Annotated in this window: 17 protein-coding genes; 6 read left to right on the plus strand and 11 right to left on the minus strand. The window is 60.6% G+C overall.

Annotated features, from left to right (window positions below; translation table 11 throughout):
* Nucleotides 1-3: 3 nt before the first annotated feature.
* From ihfA to cobB, 5 genes are read left to right on the plus strand one after another with little or no spacing between them, the layout of a single operon-like run.
* Nucleotides 4-300 carry an integration host factor subunit alpha gene (ihfA, locus tag BS300_RS00600; protein WP_005300715.1) on the plus strand — a complete coding sequence of 99 codons (297 nt, stop codon included), beginning with the start codon at nt 4-6 and terminating at the stop codon, nt 298-300.
* A 15-nt stretch (nt 301-315) separates the two neighbouring features.
* Nucleotides 316-4,287: a transporter substrate-binding domain-containing protein gene (locus BS300_RS00605; RefSeq protein WP_083593307.1), complete on the plus strand. Its 3,972-nt coding sequence runs from the start codon at nt 316-318 to the stop codon at nt 4,285-4,287.
* Nucleotides 4,274-5,518: a response regulator gene (locus BS300_RS00610; RefSeq protein WP_042031024.1), complete on the plus strand. Its 1,245-nt coding sequence runs from the start codon at nt 4,274-4,276 to the stop codon at nt 5,516-5,518. Before BS300_RS00605 ends, BS300_RS00610 begins: the two co-directional genes overlap by 14 nt.
* Before the next feature lie 3 nt (nt 5,519-5,521).
* Nucleotides 5,522-6,166, plus strand: a complete 645-nt coding sequence (locus tag BS300_RS00615) for a GNAT family N-acetyltransferase (RefSeq protein ID WP_071910055.1) — start codon at nt 5,522-5,524, stop codon at nt 6,164-6,166.
* A gap of 60 nt (nt 6,167-6,226) precedes the next feature.
* The gene (gene cobB, locus BS300_RS00620) at nt 6,227-7,000 is read left to right on the plus strand and encodes a Sir2 family NAD+-dependent deacetylase (protein WP_043851104.1); all 774 of its coding nucleotides are present in this window, start codon (nt 6,227-6,229) and stop codon (nt 6,998-7,000) included.
* A 46-nt stretch (nt 7,001-7,046) separates the two neighbouring features.
* Here cobB and BS300_RS00625 read toward each other — a convergent pair whose 3' ends face one another.
* From BS300_RS00625 to potA, 11 genes are all read right to left on the minus strand, one after another.
* On the minus strand, nt 7,047-8,066 hold the full coding sequence (locus BS300_RS00625; protein ID WP_071910058.1) for a substrate-binding domain-containing protein: 1,020 nt from the start codon (nt 8,064-8,066) through the stop codon (nt 7,047-7,049).
* A complete protein-coding gene (rbsK, locus tag BS300_RS00630) occupies nt 8,066-8,998 on the minus strand; it encodes a ribokinase (protein WP_071910060.1) in 933 nt (310 codons plus the stop codon). Before rbsK ends, BS300_RS00625 begins: the two co-directional genes overlap by 1 nt.
* A 108-nt stretch (nt 8,999-9,106) precedes the next feature.
* Nucleotides 9,107-9,982: a ribose ABC transporter substrate-binding protein RbsB gene (gene rbsB, locus BS300_RS00635; protein WP_041207819.1), complete on the minus strand. Its 876-nt coding sequence runs from the start codon at nt 9,980-9,982 to the stop codon at nt 9,107-9,109.
* A gap of 35 nt (nt 9,983-10,017) precedes the next feature.
* Complete coding sequence (rbsC, locus tag BS300_RS00640) at nt 10,018-10,986, minus strand: ribose ABC transporter permease (protein ID WP_041207818.1); 969 nt, start codon at nt 10,984-10,986, stop codon at nt 10,018-10,020.
* Entirely contained in the window at nt 10,983-12,512 is a 1,530-nt protein-coding gene (rbsA, locus tag BS300_RS00645; RefSeq protein WP_071910062.1) for a ribose ABC transporter ATP-binding protein RbsA, read from the minus strand. The genes rbsC and rbsA overlap by 4 nt, the downstream gene beginning before the upstream one ends.
* Nucleotides 12,513-12,533: 21 nt before the next feature.
* Nucleotides 12,534-12,953: a D-ribose pyranase gene (gene rbsD / locus BS300_RS00650; RefSeq protein ID WP_071910064.1), complete on the minus strand. Its 420-nt coding sequence runs from the start codon at nt 12,951-12,953 to the stop codon at nt 12,534-12,536.
* Nucleotides 12,954-13,160: 207 nt separating this feature from the next.
* A complete protein-coding gene (locus tag BS300_RS00655; RefSeq protein ID WP_071910066.1) occupies nt 13,161-13,778 on the minus strand; it encodes a glutathione S-transferase family protein in 618 nt (205 codons plus the stop codon).
* Nucleotides 13,779-13,926: 148 nt separating this feature from the next.
* Nucleotides 13,927-14,994 (minus strand): extracellular solute-binding protein, encoded by a 1,068-nt coding sequence (locus BS300_RS00660; RefSeq protein WP_083593309.1) that lies wholly within the window; start codon nt 14,992-14,994, stop codon nt 13,927-13,929.
* Nucleotides 14,995-15,075: 81 nt separating this feature from the next.
* Nucleotides 15,076-15,846: a spermidine/putrescine ABC transporter permease PotC gene (potC, locus tag BS300_RS00665; RefSeq protein WP_005336644.1), complete on the minus strand. Its 771-nt coding sequence runs from the start codon at nt 15,844-15,846 to the stop codon at nt 15,076-15,078.
* Entirely contained in the window at nt 15,843-16,730 is an 888-nt protein-coding gene (gene potB, locus BS300_RS00670) for a spermidine/putrescine ABC transporter permease PotB (protein WP_071910068.1), read from the minus strand. Before potB ends, potC begins: the two co-directional genes overlap by 4 nt.
* Entirely contained in the window at nt 16,717-17,820 is a 1,104-nt protein-coding gene (potA, locus tag BS300_RS00675; RefSeq protein ID WP_083593311.1) for a spermidine/putrescine ABC transporter ATP-binding protein PotA, read from the minus strand. The genes potB and potA overlap by 14 nt, the downstream gene beginning before the upstream one ends.
* Before the next feature lie 191 nt (nt 17,821-18,011).
* Between potA and BS300_RS00680 the strand changes: the two genes are divergently transcribed.
* Nucleotides 18,012-18,749, plus strand: coding sequence for a hypothetical protein (locus BS300_RS00680; protein WP_071910070.1), 738 nt, complete (start codon nt 18,012-18,014; stop codon nt 18,747-18,749).
* Nucleotides 18,750-18,764 lie beyond the last annotated feature (15 nt).

Genomic DNA, 18,764 nt, shown 5'->3' on the forward strand with positions numbered 1-18,764 from the left:
TCTATGGCGCTTACCAAAGCCGACATTGCAGAGCACCTGTTCACCCAGCTCGGGATGAGCAAGCGTGAAGCCAAAGATATGGTGGAAGCCTTCTTTGAAGAGATCAGACAAGCGCTTGAGCGTGGTGAACAAGTCAAAATCTCAGGCTTCGGTAACTTTGACCTTCGTGAGAAGAATCAGCGTCCTGGACGTAACCCCAAGACAGGCGAAGATATTCCTATCAGTGCCCGTCGCGTGGTGACCTTCCGGCCTGGCCAGAAACTCAAGGCCAGGGTAGAAAATGTTGAACCCAACGAGTGATAAAAAGCCAGGCAAATGCCTGGCTTTTACTTATCGATGATAAAAAAATCTCTATTATTGCTGGGAGCCATGCTGGCCATGCCACTGCAGGCCATGATGCTTCCCCTCGATCCGGCAACCCAGGCTTACCTTCGCTCCATCAAAGAGCTCAAGGTGTGCTACCCCGCTGCACTTCCCCCGCCCTATGTCACCCCTGATGGTGGCTTGCTAAAAGATCGCCTGCTCCGTCTTGCCGATATGTTGCCTGTGCCAGTGAAGCTCTCCGAGATGGCCGACTGGCAGGCTGCCCGCGCCGCCTTGCAGCGTGGTGCATGCGACATTATCCCCCATATCGGGACCCTGGGTAGAGAGGAGACCGGCCTGTTGGTAAGCCGTCCCATGATGGAGACGGATGCGGCCATTCTCTATCGGGGCGATCTTCGTCAGGCAACGTTTCTGGTCTCTTCTGCCACAGATACCCGCGCAATTTTGCGTGAATTGCATCCGGGGGCTGAGCTCAGAACCCTGAGGAGAGGGGAGAGTATCTATTCAGCTCTTGAGGGGGAGAAGAACTCCGCCTATCTGGGAGACTATCTCCAGCTGCGCTACCTGATGCGCGAATATCCTGCCGATGGCCTGCGTCTGCGCCGTCTGCTGGGTGATGAGCGGGTGGTCAGCTATCGCCTGATGATGCGCAACGATCCCGAGCTGGCCAAGTTTGTCGATACCCTCATTCGCTATATGCCCGCCGGTACCCTCTATACCGACCTGAGCCGCTACATGGATCAGGGGGCGCTCTATATCAACCGGCTGCATTTCAATGACGCCGAACAGGCCTGGCTTTCTGGCAGAAGGCGGGTCGTGCGTCTGGTGATGAACCCGCAGCTGATGCCCTACAGTGGCGTCAACGATCAGGGCGAAGCAAAAGGGTGGAGCGCAGATATCCTGAACTGGGTAACTCAGGAGAGTGGCCTCAAATATATGCTGGTGCCGGCAGCCACCAAGGCCGAGGCGATAGAGAAGCTGCGCAGCGGTGAGGCCGACATGATGGCCGGTTTGCCGGAGTCTCCCGAGCTCGCCGATGACTTTACTTTCAGCCGGATGATCTCCATCAACCGTTTTGCTCTGATCAGCAAGCACGCCATCAGCGCAGACAAATTCTCCCAGATTGGCAAACAGCGGATCCTGGTACCGGAATCGCTCTACGATCCCTCTCTGTTGGCACAGCTGGGTGAGCAAGAGTGGATCCGCACCGATGACCTGAGCCAGGGCATCACGTTGCTGCAGCAAGGCAAGGCTGACGCCATGTTAAGCGAGCTGTACCAGTTGCAATATCCGCAGCGTACCCATCTGCTGGAAGGGCTTCAGATCAAGGAGCTGGATGACAGATTCGGACTCGGCTTTGCCATTCGCAAGGATCAGACCGAGCTGGCTGGCGTGATAGACAGAAACCTGATGGCCCTGACCAATACCCAGATCGACGAACTTAACCAGCGTTGGCGCCGTCTGGTGGTGATGCAGCAATCCGGAGTCAGTTATGGTGCCTGGTTTTGCTCCATCGCGCTGGCGCTGCTGATCAGTGGTATCGTGATCGGGGTGATCTGGCGCTCGCGTCAGCAACTGGCCCGCGAGGTCGCCCAGCGGCAGGCGGCTGAAAAAGCGCTGGCGATCGAAAGTGAGCTGCGCGAAACCATGTTTCAGGCCCTTCCTGTTCCCGTCTATTTGCGTAATGAACAGGGAAGGGTGATCAAATCCAACAAGCAGGGGCACCGGCTTTCACTGCGTTACGGCACGGAACTGCTGTTGCCCGAAGTGCAATCACAAAAGAGCGAAGGGGAGCTGAGCCTTGGCGAGCAGGTGTTTGCCTATGTCCAGCATCCGCTGCGGCTGGAGAAGCAGGCGCCAGCGACCGATCTTATCGCCTTGTCCGATATCAGCGCCCTGCGCCAGCAGGCCCGCATCCTGCGTCAGGCTGAGCGGCGGCTGCGTGCATTGACCAATACCGTGCCCGGGGTGGTGCTGCAATTCCTCCTGCTTCAAGAGAGCGTGGGCACCATCGAGTTCATCAGCCGTGGCTGTTACGAGTTGTTGGGGCTGGCCAGCCAGCAGATCCGCCGTGAACCGACTCGGGTGCTTGACCTGCTGGAGCGCGAAGATTTGCAACTGGCGCGCAGTACCATGTTCGCCATGCTGCATGAGGGCAAGCCCTTCGTCTGTACCCTGCGCTATCACCATCCCGAGCAGGGTCTGCGCTGGTTGCAGCTCTCGGGGCGTGGTCGCAGCCAACCACAGGGGTGGCGCATCTATGCGGTCATGCAGGATGTGACGGCGCGGGTTGAACAGGAGCAGGCTTTGCAACTCTCTCATGAAGAGGCACAGCAGGCTGTGCAGGCCAAGGGACGTTTTCTGGCGGCCATCAGCCACGAGATCCGCACTCCGATGAACGCCATTCTCGGCCTGCTGGAGTGGCTCGCCAGCACCCCGCTCTCCCAGGAGCAGGGCTCGGCGCTGGCCCGGATCCGTCAGGCCGGGGACGAGTTGCTCGGCCTGCTCAACGATGTGCTCGATTTCAGCCGCAATGAGAACAGCAAATTGTCGCTCTCGCCCCAGCCGACCGATTTCACCGAGCTGTGCGAACACGTGGCGGCGGTGCACTGGACCAAAGCCAGAGCCAAGCAGCTGCAATTGCGTTTGCAGCTTGATCCGGCGATGCCCGCCTTGCAGACCCTCGATCCCCATCGCATCCAGCAGGTACTGCACAACCTGCTCTCCAATGCGATCAAGTTCAGCCATCGTGGCGAGGTGGTGCTCTGGGCCGAGAGCGTGGGCTCGACCCTGCGTTTTGGCGTGGACGATCAGGGGCCGGGTATTACCGACGAGATGCGACCAACCCTCTTCATGCCGTTTGAACAGTTCGCGGTGGCGGGGCAGCTGAGGGCGCCGGGGACCGGCCTCGGGCTTGCCATCTGCAAGCAGCTTATCGAGCAGATGGGGGGGCTTATAGATGTCGAACCCAGAGCGGGAGGCGGCAGCCGCTTCTTCTGCGAGTTGCCGCTCAAACTGCTCAAACAGGCACATCATTGGCAGCCCAAGGTGCGAGAGCTGGCGCTCTCACTGCCACCTGATGAGGTGAAGCAACTCGCTCCCTGGTTGGCAAGATTCGGGGTTGAGGTATCTGGCACGGCAAACCACAGGTTGCAGGCTCAGGTCGATGAGAAGGGATTCTATTACTGGGAGTGGCAGGGGGAACCCTGGGTGCCCGGTACCGTCATCAATCTGTTGCAACCCAGGCTGGATGTCACAGAGCCCTCTTCGGCAACCCGCCCCGGTCTTGGCATGCGGGTGCTGCTGGTAGAAGATCACGATGTCAATCGGGAGCTGATCAAGCTACAGCTGGGACAGCTGGGGGCCGAGGTGCTGACCGCTGCCAATGGCCAGCTGGCACTCGATGTACTGGCCGATCACGAGGTAGATCTGGTGTTGACCGATCTGCAGATGCCGGTTATGAATGGCGCCGATCTCTGCCGCAAGCTGCGTGGCTCGCCTCGCTGGCGCAATCTGCCTGCCTATGTGATCACTGCAGATCTCAGTGAACAGGCGGCTATCGAACTGCAATCGTGCGGTTGCAACGGGCATCTCGACAAGCCTGTCGCGTTAAGGGAGCTGGCCGCCATGCTGCACCAGCTTGGCAAGAAAGAGGGGAGGATTGCCGAGCCTGCAGCAGCTTCATCGCTGCTCTCAAAAGAGCTGGCACAGCTCTATCTGGATACAACCAGAGCCGATCTGGCGGCTCTGGAGCAGTGTCTGGCAAATAAGGATGAGCAAGGGGTGAATGCCGCTTTACACAAATTGAAAGGGGCCGCCAGAATGGTAGGAGCAACCGCCATCGTCACTGTTATTGACGAGTGGCAGCAATCGAAGCACAGCGAATTGGCTGTCAGGTTAACCCGGGCGCTGGATGGGGTCAGCCAGCATTTGACCAAGAGGGCTGAAGATGATCATCACTGATGAAGAACTGCTGGCGCTGCTTAACTCGGAAGATCCCGGGTTGGCCGGTTTTCGTCCTATTGCGCTCTATGCTCTCGATTGCGCCTCTTACGAGATGGCCAAGCAGGCGACGCTGCCAAATTATGTGGCGCTGCACCGCACCCAGCCTGATGCCTGCTGGCAGTGGGAGGGGCTCTTCTCGGCGGGGGCCATCGCGCTCTATGATCCCGACTCGCACCGTACGGCGGATTACTTTCCCCAGCTTCAGCTGCATAACGGTATCTACGCCATCGAAGAGGATTGGCAAGGGGGCCTGCTGTCCAGCTATCAGGCGTGGAGCAACTGGCTTGCTGCCAGCCGGATCCTGCTGCTGGAAGATCACCCGTTTCAGGGGATGCAGTTGCAGCAAACCATCGCCGGACTGGGGCTGACCTGTCACTGGGTGCAGGATGAGCAAGCCTGCCTTGCTGCGCTGGGTGAGGGGAGCACTCGTCTGCTCATCTGCGATCTCAGTCTGGTGGATCAGGATGCCATCAGCCTGCTGATGGGCCAGCCACAGTTGCAGTCAGACGGACTGCCGATCATTTTGCTCTCTGCCCATGAGCAGACCCTGATCGACGGTGCTCGTCGCCTGCTGCACGATGCCGGCTTCAATATTCTGGCTGCGCTGGCCAAACCGCTCGATTGCGACGAACTGCTCAGGTTGCTGCGCGGTCTCTATCTTGGCCCGCTGCGCCAGCGCCGACTGAGCGGTCAGCGCCGCACCATCACGACCTGGCAGGGTCAGGTATTGGGACAACTGGGCCTGCTCTCTAGCCCCACCACTTCAGCACCTGTCTGGCTGGCCGTAAGCGGCTTGCCACCTCGTTGGGAGCGGCTCAAGGAGTGGCTGGCGGAGCAGTCGCGAACTCCGTCCGAGCTGACGCTGCTTATCCATCGCCGTGATCACCTGCTCAGCAATCCTGATCGTTTTGCGCTGGTGCTGCAGGCCAGTCTGGCGGGGAGCAAGCTGGCGCTCCTGCTCGACAACAACCAGCATCTGCCGTTCGATCTGCTGGAGCGGCTGCCGCTGCAATCCTTGCTGCTGGGGCAGGGGATGCTCTCCGATATCGAGTCGTTGAGCGCTGATTCGCTGCTTGGCCGCTTTATGGCGCGGGTGCGGGAACTCGGAGTCGACATCTATCTGGATGACCCCTACAACCTGCTTGATGTCGAGATGTGGCAAGAGCGCGGTATCGCGGGGCGCTGGTAGCCTATGCCCCGCTATCTCTGCTGGCCCATGCAGCGGGAGCGTCTGGCCAAAGGGCTGGAGGGGTGGCCTTATCCGGTGGCCCGCTCGGCACTGCCGATTGAGATGAATCTCTCCGGGGAAGCCTGTCTGCTGCGCGAGCAGCTCGGGGTCGAGCCGGCGCAGATGCTGGCCGCCTATGAGGATCTCAGCGCCCAGAGCATTTATCTGCGCTTTATGCGGGCCAAGAGAACCCCCTCGCCAGAGCTGGTATCACACTTTCTCGACTACAACCCGGAGCAGCAGATTGCCCTGTTGCTGACGGATATGGCGGGACGTCCGCTGGCACAGGCCCAATCCATTCGTCGCCGCCTTCATCCTGATCGGGCTGAGTTTTCCTGTATCGTGGCGGATCACTTTCAGCATCGTGGTGCGGGACGGCGGATCTTGCTGGCATTGGCGCTGCTGGCCAGAGCCGGGGGGATTGCCGAGTGGACGGCCGAAGTGCTGGCCCAGAACCGCCCCATGTTGCTGATGCTCAAGCGGTTGGGGCTGCCGCTGACTCTGGTGACTGGTCGCGAGATGGTTTTTGCGCGCCTCGATTTGAGCGTGCTGGACGAGTGGCTGCCTGCAGAGGTTGTCCACGGCATTACTAAGACCAAGGGCGAATAGAGCCACTTTTTACCCTGTGCTAAGGTCACACCTAATGCGCAGGGAGAGACGGAGCATGTTATGGGGCAGACAATCAAAAATATCGTGATCCTCACCGGAGCGGGGATCTCTGCCGAGTCGGGGATCAAGACCTTCCGCGCCTGCGACGGTTTGTGGGAGGAGCACCGCGTCGAGGATGTGGCAACGCCGGAAGGGTATGCCAGAGATCCGGAACTGGTGCAGCGCTTTTACAACTCCCGCCGCAAACAGCTCCAGCAACCTCAGGTACATCCCAATCCCGCCCACTATGCGCTAGCTCGCCTCGAGCGTCTTTTTCCCGGCACCGTGACTCTGGTGACCCAGAATATCGACAACCTGCACGAGAGTGCAGGGAGCAAGAACCTTATCCACATGCATGGCGAACTGCTCAAGGCCCGCTGTCCCGAGTCCGGTCAGGTGATCGAGTGGCGTGGCGAGCTTCATCAGGAGGAACTCTGCTCCTGCTGCCAGTTTCCCCAGCCGCTGCGCCCCCACGTGGTCTGGTTTGGCGAGATGCCGATCGGGCTTGATCGCATCTACAGTGCGCTGGCCCAGTGTGATCTCTTTATCTCCATCGGCACTTCGGGGGCTGTCTATCCGGCTGCCGGTTTTGTGCACGAGGCGGGGTTGAATGGTGCTCACACCATAGAGCTCAATCTCGAGCCGAGCGAGGTGGGCAGCCAGTTCGATGAAAAACGCTACGGGCCCGCCTCCCTGCTGGTGCCGGCCTACGTGGATGAGTTGCTTGAAGTGTGTGGCATCCATCAGCCCAAGCAGATCGAGGGGCACAATTGGATGGAGATGCGCGACCGCTAGAGGCGGCGGCAAAGAGAAAGGCGACTATGAGTCGCCTTTTTTGTTGTTATCTACTTTTGCGCCGACGGCCGGGGGCGCAGGATTGTCTGATCACCAGGTCGGGGTCAACCGTGATCAGGTGGTCAGCCACCGCTTCGCCGTTTATGCGGGCCAGCAGGCGGGTGACGGCGAGGCGTCCCAGCTCCTCTTTGGGCTGGTTGACGGTAGTGAGCGGCGGCGACATAAATTCGGCCAGCGCCACATTGTCGTAGCCGACGATGGAGAGATCGCGCGGGATCACCAGCCCCGCCTGATGGGCGGCGCTGATGGCCCCCATCGCCATCATGTCGTTGCAGACAAAGAGGGCGGTGGGACGCTCGGGCAATGCCAGTAGACGGGTCATCGCCTGATGGCCGCTGGCGCAGTCAAAATCACCCTCCTGGATCCACTCTTGATTGATCGTGAGACCTGCCTCCTGCAACGCCAGCTCGAAGCCAGCTTGGCGCTGGTTGGCGGGGGCGCGGCTGTGGGGGCCGGTGATGCAACCGATGGCGGTGTGGCCCAGCTCAATCAGATGGCGGGTCGCCAGATAACCGCCGTGGAAGGAGTTGTCGGCGATAAGATCCACATCCTCGCTGACCAGCCCCCAATCCATCACCACCACAGGCAGGCTCTTGAGCCAGTCGAGCTGGTTGAACACCTCTTGCTGTCCTTCGCTGCACATGATGAGCAGGCCATCGACCCGCTTGCGCAGCATCATCTTGAGGTAGGAGAGGGCCGTCTCGGCTTGCCCCTCGGTGTTGCCCAGCATCAGGTTGTAGCCCTGCTCGAAGCAGTAACGCTCCACCCCGCGCACCACCTCGGCAAAGAAGGGGTTGCTGGAGGTGGTGACCAGCATGCCGATACTGTTGGTCTCCTTCACCTTGAGGCTGCGGGCCACCAGACTCGGGGCATAGTTGAGCTCGCGCATGGCCGCAAAGACCCGCTCGCGGGTCTCCTCGGCGACGAAGCGCGTCTCGTTGATGACGTGGGAGACTGTGGTGGTCGACACCCCCGCCAGCGCCGCCACCTCCTTGATATTGGCCATCAGTGCCCCTGCGCAGTCTGCTCAAGCAGGAAGGTGTCGACCTCCTGCTTGCTCGGGATGGAGCTCTGGGCGCCGGATCGGGTGACGGAGAGCGCCGCCGCCCCGTGGGCAAAGCGCACCGCGCTGTGGAAATCGGCACCCGCCAGTTCCGCCGCCAGCAGGGCGCCGTTGAAGGTATCGCCCGCGGCAGTGGTATCCACCGCCTTGACCCGAAAGCCCGGGATCAGCTGTTGCTGCTGGGCGTTGCTGCAATAGACCCCCTGCGACCCCAGAGTGATCATCACGTCCGCAATGCCCATCTGGTGGAAACGGGCGGCCGCCTCGCGGGCGCTCGCTTCGTCGGTGACTTTTACGCCGGTCAAAAGCTCGGCCTCGGTCTGGTTGGGGGTGATAAGGTCGACCAGTGCCAATAGCTCAGCGGAGAGCGGGCGGGCGGGGGCGGGGTTGAGCACCACCCGGGTACCGTGGGCGCGGGCCAGGCGTGCAGCTTCATGGACGCTCTCCAGCGGCACTTCCAGCTGCAACAGCAGGGTGTGGGCGGCGGCGATCATCGCTTCGTGGTTTTTCACCACGGCAGGGGTGATGGCACCGTTCGCTTCGGCAGAGATACCTATGCTGTTCTCTCCCTCATCGCTCACATAGATGATGGCGATACCTGTCGGGAGCTTGGGATCGAGCTCGACGGCGCTCACGTCAATACCGTCTTTGGCAAAACCGCTCTTCATCTGGTGGCCAATGGCGTCATCACCGATGCGGGCGATAAAGGAGACTGGGGCGCCAAGGCGGGCGGCAGCAACCGCCTGATTGGCCCCCTTGCCACCCGGTACCACCTGATAGCTGTGACCGGTCAGGGTTTCACCTGGGCGAGGAAAGTGGGGAACGCGCAGCACGTGGTCTGCATTGACACTGCCCAGAACGACGAGACGATTCATGTTGACTACTCCTGATGCATCTTGGCTTGAACACAGTGATTGAGTGAGCCCAAGCCGGGAGGCACCTGAACGAGAGGGAAAAGGGGAGGCGAACCTCCCCTCGATCACTTACTTGCTGACCACTTGCAGCGGTACCGGAATGGATTTCTCGACCGGCTGGCCTTTCAGTACCTTGTCGGCAGTCTCGACGCCGATGGCACCGATCAGGGCCGGTTGCTGGGCCACGGTGGCGGCCAGTTTACCCTTGGCCACGGCGGCTTTGCCATCGTCAGTGCCGTCGAAGCCGACGATCATCACCTCTTTGCCGGCAGCCTGCACCGCGCGGATGGCACCCAGCGCCATCTCGTCGTTCTGGGCGAACACGGCCTGTACGGTCGGATGGGCCGCCAGCAGGTTTTCCATGACGTTCAGACCCTTGGTGCGGTCAAAGTCGGCCGGCTGGGAAGCCAGCACCTGCAGCTTGTTGGCTGCCACGGCCAGGGCAAAACCTTCGCCACGGTCACGGGCGGCGGAGGTACCTGCAATCCCTTCCAGCTGAATGACCTTAGCACCGGTACCCAGTTTTTCGGTGATGAAGTCACCGGCCAGCTTGCCGCCCGCCACGTTGTCGGAGGCGATATGGGCCTTGACCTCACCCTGCGCGGCGCCGCGGTCCAGAGTCAGTACCGGGATGTTGGCGCGGTTGGCCAGACGGATGGCGTTGCCCACCGCTTCGGAGTCGGTGGGGTTGATCAGGATGGCGTTGACCTTGCGCACGGTGAGATCTTCCATGTTGGAGAGCTCTTTGGCCGGGTCATTCTGGGAGTCCAGCACCACCAGCTCGTAGCCAAGCTCCTTGGCCTTGGCTTCGGCACCTTCCTTCATGGTGACGAAGAAGGGGTTGTTGAGGGTGGAGACCACCATCGCCAGGGTATGGTCAGCAGCCTGGGCGGTGCCCAGCACGGACATGATGGCGGCAGCGAGCAGGGTATTGAGCTTTTTCATCATTTCATTCCTTGTGTGTGGCGTGTTTTACGTTGTTATCGGGTACTTTTGTTGTCGACCATCACGGCAAGCAAGATCACGCTGGCCTTGGCGATCATCTGGTAATAGGAGCTGACATCAAGCAGGTTGAGGGCGTTGTTCAGGAAGCCGATGATCAGCGCACCAATCAGGGTGCCCATGATGCGGCCCTTGCCGCCCATCAGGCTGGTACCACCCAGCACCACGGCGGCGATGGCGTCCAGCTCGTAACCCATGCCGGCGGTCGGCTGGGCAGAGGAGAGACGGGAGGTGACGATAAGCCCTGCCAGTGCCGAGAGCGCGCCGCACAGACCATACACCGCCAGCTTCACCCGATCCACATTGATGCCAGAGAGACGGGTGGCCGATTCGTTGCCGCCCAAGGCGTAGATGTAGCGACCGAGGCGGGTGTGATTGAGCATGAACCAGGCCAGCAGAAAGACGATGGCCATCAGCCAGATGGGCACCGGCAGACCGAGCAGATAGCCGGTACCGAGCCAGGCAAAGTGATCGGCGCCGTCACTGAAACCGGTGGAGATGGGGCGACCCTCGGTATAGACCATGGTGATGCCGCGCAGAGCGGTCATGGTGACCAGGGTGGCGATAAATGCCTGCACCTTGCCCTTGGCAATGATGAGGCCGCTGACGCCGCCAAGCAGGGCGCCGGCACCCAGGGTGAGGGGCACCACCAGCCAGATGGGCAGCTCCATCGCTACCATAGTCGCCGCCAGCGCACCGCACAGGGCCAGCACAGAGCCAACCGACAGATCGATGCCGGCGGTGAGGATAACCAGCGTCATGCCGACCGCCATGATGGCGTTGACCGAGGTCTGGCGCAGGATGTTGAGCAGGTTGTCGACGCTGAAGAAGTTGGGATTGAGCGCGGAGACGACACCAATCAGCACCAGCAGGGCGACCAGGGATTTGTTCTCGATCCACCAGGCCTTGTTCATGATGCCGCGGCGGGGAAGGGTTTGGGTTGTCATTGTGCTGCCTCTTGCTCTGCTTGCCACTGTTTACCGACTGCCGCCGCCATCAGCTTCTCCTGATTGGCATCGCGGGTGTTGAACTCTGCGCTGATGCGCCCTTCGTGCATCACCATGATGCGATCGCTCATGCCGAGCACTTCCGGCATCTCGGAGGAGACCAGAATGATGCTCATCCCCTCCTTCTTGAACTGGTTGATCAGCTGATAAATTTCCTTTTTCGCCCCCACGTCGACGCCGCGGGTCGGCTCGTCGAGGATCAGCACCTTGGGCCGGGTTAACAGCCCCTTGGCGATGGCCACCTTCTGCTGGTTGCCGCCGGAGAGCAGCTTTATCAGCTGATCCTGACTCGGGGTCTTGATGTTGAAGAGGCGCACATAGTCGCTCACCGCCTGCCGTTCGGCCTTGCCGTCGATCTTGCCGTTGCTGATGAACTCGTCGAGGGCGCACAGACTCATGTTTTCGCGCACCGACAGCTCCAGCACCAGTCCATCACCTTTGCGATCTTCGGAGATATAGGCGATACCGGCGGCCAGACCATCGGCCGGACTGGTTGGCACCAGCGCGTGGCCATCCACCGTAATGTCACCGGCGCTGACGGGGCTGGCGCCGTAGATCAGCTTCATCAGCTCGGTACGACCGGAGCCCATCAGGCCGCTGAAGCCCAGAATTTCCCCCTGACGCAGGGAGAAGCTCACCCCGCGCACGCCAGGGCCGGCCAGCTCTTTCACCTGCAGGCTGACGGGGCCGAGCTCGCGTTCAAGGCGCGGATACTGCTCTTCCAGCCGACGGCCTACCATCATCTCGATGATCCTGTCTTCATCCAGATCGCTCACCGCCTTCTCGCCAATCCACTTGCCATCGCGCAGCACGGTGACCCGATCGCAGATCTCGAAGATCTCCTTGAGGCGGTGGGAGATATAGACGATGCCGCAACCCTGCTCACGCAGCTCGCGGATAACCGCAAACAGCTGCTCTGTCTCGGTATCGGTCAACGCATCGGTGGGTTCGTCCATGATGATGACGCTGGCATCGAACGACAGCGCCTTGGCAATCTCCACCATCTGCTGTTCGCCGATGGAGAGATCCCCGAGTCGGGTATCCGGCCCGTGTTTGACACCAAGTCGCGCCAGCAGGCCGCTCGCCCGCTCGCGCAGCTGTTTGTGGTCAATGCTGCCAAAACGGGTGCGCGGTTCGCGACCGAGGAAGATGTTGGCGGCAATAGACAACTCCGGCAGCAGGTTCAGCTCCTGATGGATGATGCTGATCCCCTGATCCTGAGAGTCGCGCGGCCCCTTGAAGTGAACCGGTTGACCGCGATAGCTGACGCTGCCCGCATCGGCCTGATAGATGCCGGTCAGCACCTTCATCAGGGTGGATTTGCCAGCGCCATTTTCACCGAGCAGGGCCATCACCTGGCCCGGATAGACCCGCAGACCCGCTTCGTCGAGGGCGCGCACACCGGGGAAGGTCTTGACGATCCCGGTCAGCTCCAGAATGGGGGAGAGGGGGGAGGTTGTGCTCATTTGCAGCTTCCTTGAAGAGGCTTAAAACGCCACACCGGCGCAGAGGATCAGGTTGGCGTAGGGAGTCACCTCGCCGCTGCGCACGATCGCCTTGCTCTGGCGGGAGCGGGTTTTGAACTCCTCGTGCAGGCAGTATTCGATGGCGATGGACTTGCCCTGGGCGGCGGCGTGGGCCTCAAGCTGATCGACCAGTGCCTGGTGGGCGGCGGGGCTGATCTGCTTGATCTCGGTTGCCATGATCACCTTCTCCACCACCAGGTCGGTGAGCAGGGCGGTCAGTACGGTTTCGAGGCTGGGGGTGCCCGCCATCAACGCCAGATCGATCCGCTCCGGCCCTGCCGGAATGGGCAAGCCTGCATCGCAGACGGTGATCTCGTCGGTGTGGCCCATCTGTGCCACCAGAGCACTCAGGGGAGCATTGAGCAGTACGCCTCGTTTCATACAGCACCTCATCAGGCTTTCGCCATCGCAGTTTCTTATCAGGCAACCGGTTACGCAACCGGTTGCGTTATGGCGCAAAGATAGGCTTTTTAGGATGGAAGGGCCACGGCAAAACCACGGAAATGTGAAAACGATCTCAAAGGCGGGGGAGGAAAGAGAAAGAAGGGTGCCAGCAGAGCCTCGGCACCCTTTCTATTGATTTTTTACTTAGTTGGCGAGGGCTTTGTTGACGGCCGGACGGGTCAGCATTCGGCGATAATGATCGGCCACTTTGGGGAATTCACTGATCTCGACCCCATCGCTTTTCAGCCAGCCCGCGACCACGAACAGATAGATGTCCGCCACGCTGAACTGCTCGCCGAGTACCCAGGGGCCTGCCAGATAGTGCTGCTCGATCTGGGCAAAGCCATCGCGCATATTGCTGGCGACTTTCTGCTGCATGGCGACAATGGCCTGTTCGTCATCGGCCCAGCGGCTGCCACGGCGACCGTGGGCGTGGGAGACATGCACGGTGGAGGCGAGGAAGCTGTTGACCTCCTGCATGCGGGCCAGCAGGAACGGGTTGTCCAGCGGTGCCAGTTTGGCTGCGGGGAAGCGCTGCGCCACATAGAGCAGCAGGGCCGGGGTCTCGGTCAGGGTGCCCTGCTCGGTGACAAGGGCTGGCACCCGCCCTTTGGGGTTGATGGCGAGGTATGCGGGGTCACGCTGCTCCCCTGCGGCGAGGTTGACGAGACGGGGTTGGAACGGGGCATTCGCTTCCAGCAGGGCAATCTGCACGGCCATGGCACAAGTGCCGGGAGCGAAGTAGAGGGTCAGATCGGACATGAATACTCCTGATTGGCTCAGGCCACCCGCGGTACAAGTGAAAAACGTGTTTCTCGTAGTACCACGAGCGGTCATGAAAAAAGAGAGGGGGCAAATTTTGCCCCCTCAACCAATCTACACCCCAGAGGGGCGATGAAAAAGCACAGAATTAATCGGCTTTGGCCACCATGGCTTTAAGCTGCAGGAAGTACTGCTCGTAGAGGCGGGAGGCATCCCCCACATCGGACTGGAACTCCCCCTTGCGCTTGATCTCGTCGCTCGGGAAGACCATGGGGTTGTTGCGAAACGCCGGGGTGAGCAGGGGAATGGCATCCTTGACCGGAGTGGGGTAGCCAATCGCCTCGGCTACTTTGGCGGCCACATCGGGGCGCATCAGGAAGTTGATCAGGGCGTGGGCCTCTTTCACATGCTTGGCCTTGGCCGGGATGGCGAGGTTGTCCATCCAGAGCACGGCGCCTTCTTCGGGGTAGGTCATCTGGATGGAGGGGTATTCGCGCTGGGTGCCGTAGGCCGAGCCGTTCCACAGCATGCCGATATTGACCTCACCGGCGATAAAGGGGTCGGCCGGGTTGTCGGAGTTGAACGCCTTGACGTTGGGCATCAGCTTTTTCAGGTATTCGAACGCTTCGGCAATTTGTGCCTTGTCCCGGGTGTTGGGGCTGTAGCCCAGCTGCACCAGCGCGATATGGAACACCTCGCGGGCATCGTCCATCAGCAGCAGGCTCTCTTTCCACTCCGGTGCCCAGAGCTGCTTCCAGCTGGTCACCGGTTGCTCGATGATGTCGGTGTTGGTGCCGATCCCGGTTGCGCCCCAGATATAGGGGATGGAGTAGCGGTTGTCCGGGTCGTACTCGTGGTTGAGCAGGGTAGGGTCGAGGTGCTTGAAGTTGGGCAGCTGGGCGCGATCCAGCGGCTGCAGCATCCCCTCTTTGGCCATTTTCGAGATGAAGTAGGTGCTCGGCACCACCACGTCATAGCCGTCGCCATGGGTTTTCAGCTTGGCGTAGAGGGTCTCGTTGGATTCGTAGGTGGAGTAGATCACCTTGATGCCGGTCTCTTGCTGGAACTGCTCCAGCAGGCCGTCCGGCACATATTCCGACCAGTTGTAGAAGTAGACCACCTTGTCGTCGGCCGCGTGAGCGCTCTGGCTCAGCAGCGGGGTGGTGAGGGTGAGGGCGGCTGCCAGCAGGGCGCCGGCCTTGTGTTGGATTGTCATCAACAACTCCTTGGGGTTATGGGGCCTTGCGGCCCACCGTGACAGAGTTCGCCAAAGGTGGCGGGGACGAAACGGGCAGGGTCAACCCTGCCGTTTACGCAGTAACAGTTGCGCCAGCAGCACCATCCCGAGGGAGGCGACCAGCATCAGGGTGGCCAGGGCGTTGACCTCGGGGGAGACCCCCACCTTGACCATGGAGTAGATCTTGAGCGGCAGGATCTCGTACGCCGGGCCGGTAACAAAGGAGCTCACCACCACGTCATCCAGCGACAGGGTAAAGGAGAGCAGCCAGCCTGCCATCACCGCCGGCAGGGCCAGCGGCAGTATGATGCGGCGCAGGATGATCCACTCGCCAGCCCCCAGATCCCGCGCGGCTTCCAGCATCCGCACATCGAAGCCACACAGCCGCGAGTAGACGGTGATCACCACGAACGGCAGGCAGAAGGTGATGTGGGCGATCAGCAGCGACCAGAAGCCCAGCGCAATGCCGGTCACCACAAACAGGGTCAGGAGCGAAATGGCCATCACGATATCGGGGGACATCATCACCACGAACAGCATGCCGCTCACGTACTGCTTGCCGCGAAAGCGGTAGCGAAACAGTGCCACGGCGGTGAGGGTGCCGATCAGGGTGGCTGCGGTGGCGGTGAGGGCGGCGATGGTCAGGGAGTGCTGGGCCGCCTGCATCAGGCTGGCGCTGGCAAACAGCTTCTCATACCAGCCCAGGGTAAAGCCGCGCCAGTCGATGCCATATTTCGACAGGTTGAAGGAGTTGGCGATCAGCACTCCGATGGGCACATAGAGATAGCCAAACACCAGCAGCAAGAACAGAGCCTTCAGTGCGCGCATCATGCCAGCTCCCCCTTCTTGCTGAGCAGCTTGCCCGCCCGCCAGTAGCAGTAGACCAACAGCGCCATCAGTACCGTCAGCATCACGCTGATGGCGGCGCCAAAGGGCCAGTCACGGCTGTTGAGGAATTGGGTCTTGATCAGGTTACCGATCAGCAGGTGCTTGGCGCCCCCCAGCAAGTCGGAGACGTAGAACATCCCCATGGCGGGCAGGAACACCAGCAGACAACCGGCGATGATGCCGGGCAGGGTGAGGGGCAGGATGATCCGCACCAGCCGCTGCCAGCCGTTGGCGCCGAGATCCCGCGCCGCCTCCAGCAAACGGCCATCCAGCTTCTCGATGCTGGAGTAGAGCGGCAGCACCATAAAGGGGAGCAGCACATAGACCAGCCCGATGATGACGGCCACCTCGGTATACATCATCTGCAGCGGCCGCTCGATAAGCCCCAGATCCAGCAGCCAGCCATTGATCAGTCCCCGGGTGCCGAGCAGCACTTTCAGCGCATAGGTGCGGATCAGGGAGTTGGTCCAGAACGGCACCACCACCAGAAACAGCAGCAGCGGGCGGATGCGTGTTGGAAGATGGGCCAACAGCCAGGCAAAGGGGTAGCCCACCAGCAGGCAGATGGCTGTGGCGAGCAGCGCCAGCCAGAGGGAGTGGAGCAGCACCTCGAAATAGAGGGGGTCCAGCAGGCGGCCATAGTTGCTCAGGGTAAAGAGCGGCGCGATAAGCTCGGACTCGTCACGGGTCAGGAAGCTAACGCCGATGATCATAAGGTTGGGCAGGAAGACAAACAGCGTCAGCCAGCCCAGGATCAGCGCGATGGCCCCGTTGCGAAAGCCATTGTGGGCAAAGCTGTGCGCTACCCGCAGATTAGTGAGGCTCATAGGGCAGCACCACCTCCCAGCTGTCGACCCAGTGGATCGCCACCTCTTGACCGAGACGGTAGTCAAAGTCGGGGTCATCCTCGTCGAAGAACTCGGAGATAAGCAGCTGTTTGCCACTTTCGAGCTCGATCACCGAATCCAGCGTCGCCCCCTTGTAGTTTCGCTCGCGGATGTTGCCCCGCAGCGCACCGCTCTGGTCGTCATCCTGATCGAGAATGCGCAGATCTTCCGGGCGCAGCAGCACCAGCACCTTGTCGTTTGGCTGGAATGGCAAGGCGGTATGAAGCAGGCATTCACGCCCCTCTACCTCGGCCTGCCAGATACCGGGCTCGCGCTGGCTGATCAGCTTGCCATCCATCACGTTGATCTCGCCGATAAAGCGGGCCACGAACAGATTGGCTGGCGATTCGTAGATATCGCGCGGAGTGCCGCGCTGGATGATCTTGCCGCCCTCCATCACCAGGATGCGATCAGACATGGTGAGCGCCTCTTCCTGATCATGGGTAACGAAGACAAAGGTGATGCCAAGGCGACGCTGCAGCGCCTTGAGCTCGCTCTGCATCTGCTTGCGCAGCTTGTAGTCGAGCGCCGAGAGGGATTCATCGAGCAGCAGCAGGCGGGGCTTGTTGACCACGGCGCGGGCAATGGCGACCCGTTGCTGCTGGCCGCCGGAGAGCTGATCCGGGCGTCGGTTGGCCAGCTCGGTGAGCTGCACCATGGCGAGGGTCTCCTCGACCCGCTGGCGGATCTCGCTGGCCGGTACTTTCTGCATCTCGAGGCCAAAGGCGACGTTTTCAAACACCGTCATATGGGGGAAGAGCGCATAGCTCTGGAACACGGTGTTGATGTGCCTGTGTTCGGCGGGGATATGGGTGATCTCGTCACCGGCCAGATGGATGGTGCCACCATCGACCGATTCGAGCCCGGCCAAGAGGCGCAGCAAGGTGGTCTTGCCGCAGCCGGAGGGGCCCAGCAGGGTGAGAAACTCACCGTCATAGATCTCAAGGTCAAGGTCGCTCAATATCGCCTTGCCGTCATAAAGTTTGCTGATCTTGTTCAGCGCGACAATTACCTGTGGATTGTTCATCATCCGCCAGTCTCACCCCAGCCAGTGGCCATCATGTTGAAAGAGGGCCGCATTCTATGCAGCCAATCCATGAAATTAAAGGCTTTTTGGCCGCAAGTGGTCAGGAAAAACGACTACGAATAGCAGGCCAAGTCGCTATAATGTGCCACCTGATTTGGTCGTTTTCGATGTTGGATAGTCAATTGAGTAACAGAATGCGTATTGGCGGCTCGCTCGAGCAATCTTTGAACAAGGGTTATCGCCTGGACCTGAAAGGGGTCATTCAAGAGGGGTGGCAACAGACCCGCCGTACCGGATTTGGCCTGCTGCTGGCGATTGTCGGCGTCACGGCGATCTGGATCCTGCTCAGCAACATGGTGCTGGTGCCCTATATCGGCGATGACAGCCAGATGAATGTGGCGATGGTCCTGAGCCTGCTGATCACCGTCATCATGGCCCCCATGACCAGTGCCCTCGACATGCTCGGTTTGCAGCAGTCGGTTGGCGTGCGGGCCCGGGCGAGCCAGGTGTTCGATTTCTTCCGCCACTTTGTGCGCCTTGGCATGCTGAGTCTGCTCGGCAGTCTGCTCACCAGCCTGTTTGGCCCGCTGTTCGAGCTGATTGGGTTGCCGGTGATGTTCTCGTTTATCCCTTCCGCACTGATTGGCATGGGGCTGCTCTTTACCGTGCCGCTGGTGCTGGAGCGCGGCATGACGCCGCCGCAGGCCATTGTGGTCTCGCTCAAGATCTTCTTGCGCGGCTGGCCGAGCCTGCTGCTGTTTCACGGAGTGATGGCTGCACTCTTCTTTGTGGCCCTGATCCCGATGGGGTTGGGTCTTATCTGGGTGGCACCACTCTACTTCAACTGCAAGGGGATCCTCTATCGGGATCTCTGCGGGGTGGCGGTAGAGGTTAACGAGGTGGCTGAAGGACCCAACCATTTCAATGCATGATGCAAAAGGACGCTG

Source organism: Aeromonas sp. SCS5, assembly GCF_001887375.1.
Taxonomy (GTDB): domain Bacteria; phylum Pseudomonadota; class Gammaproteobacteria; order Enterobacterales; family Aeromonadaceae; genus Aeromonas; species Aeromonas jandaei.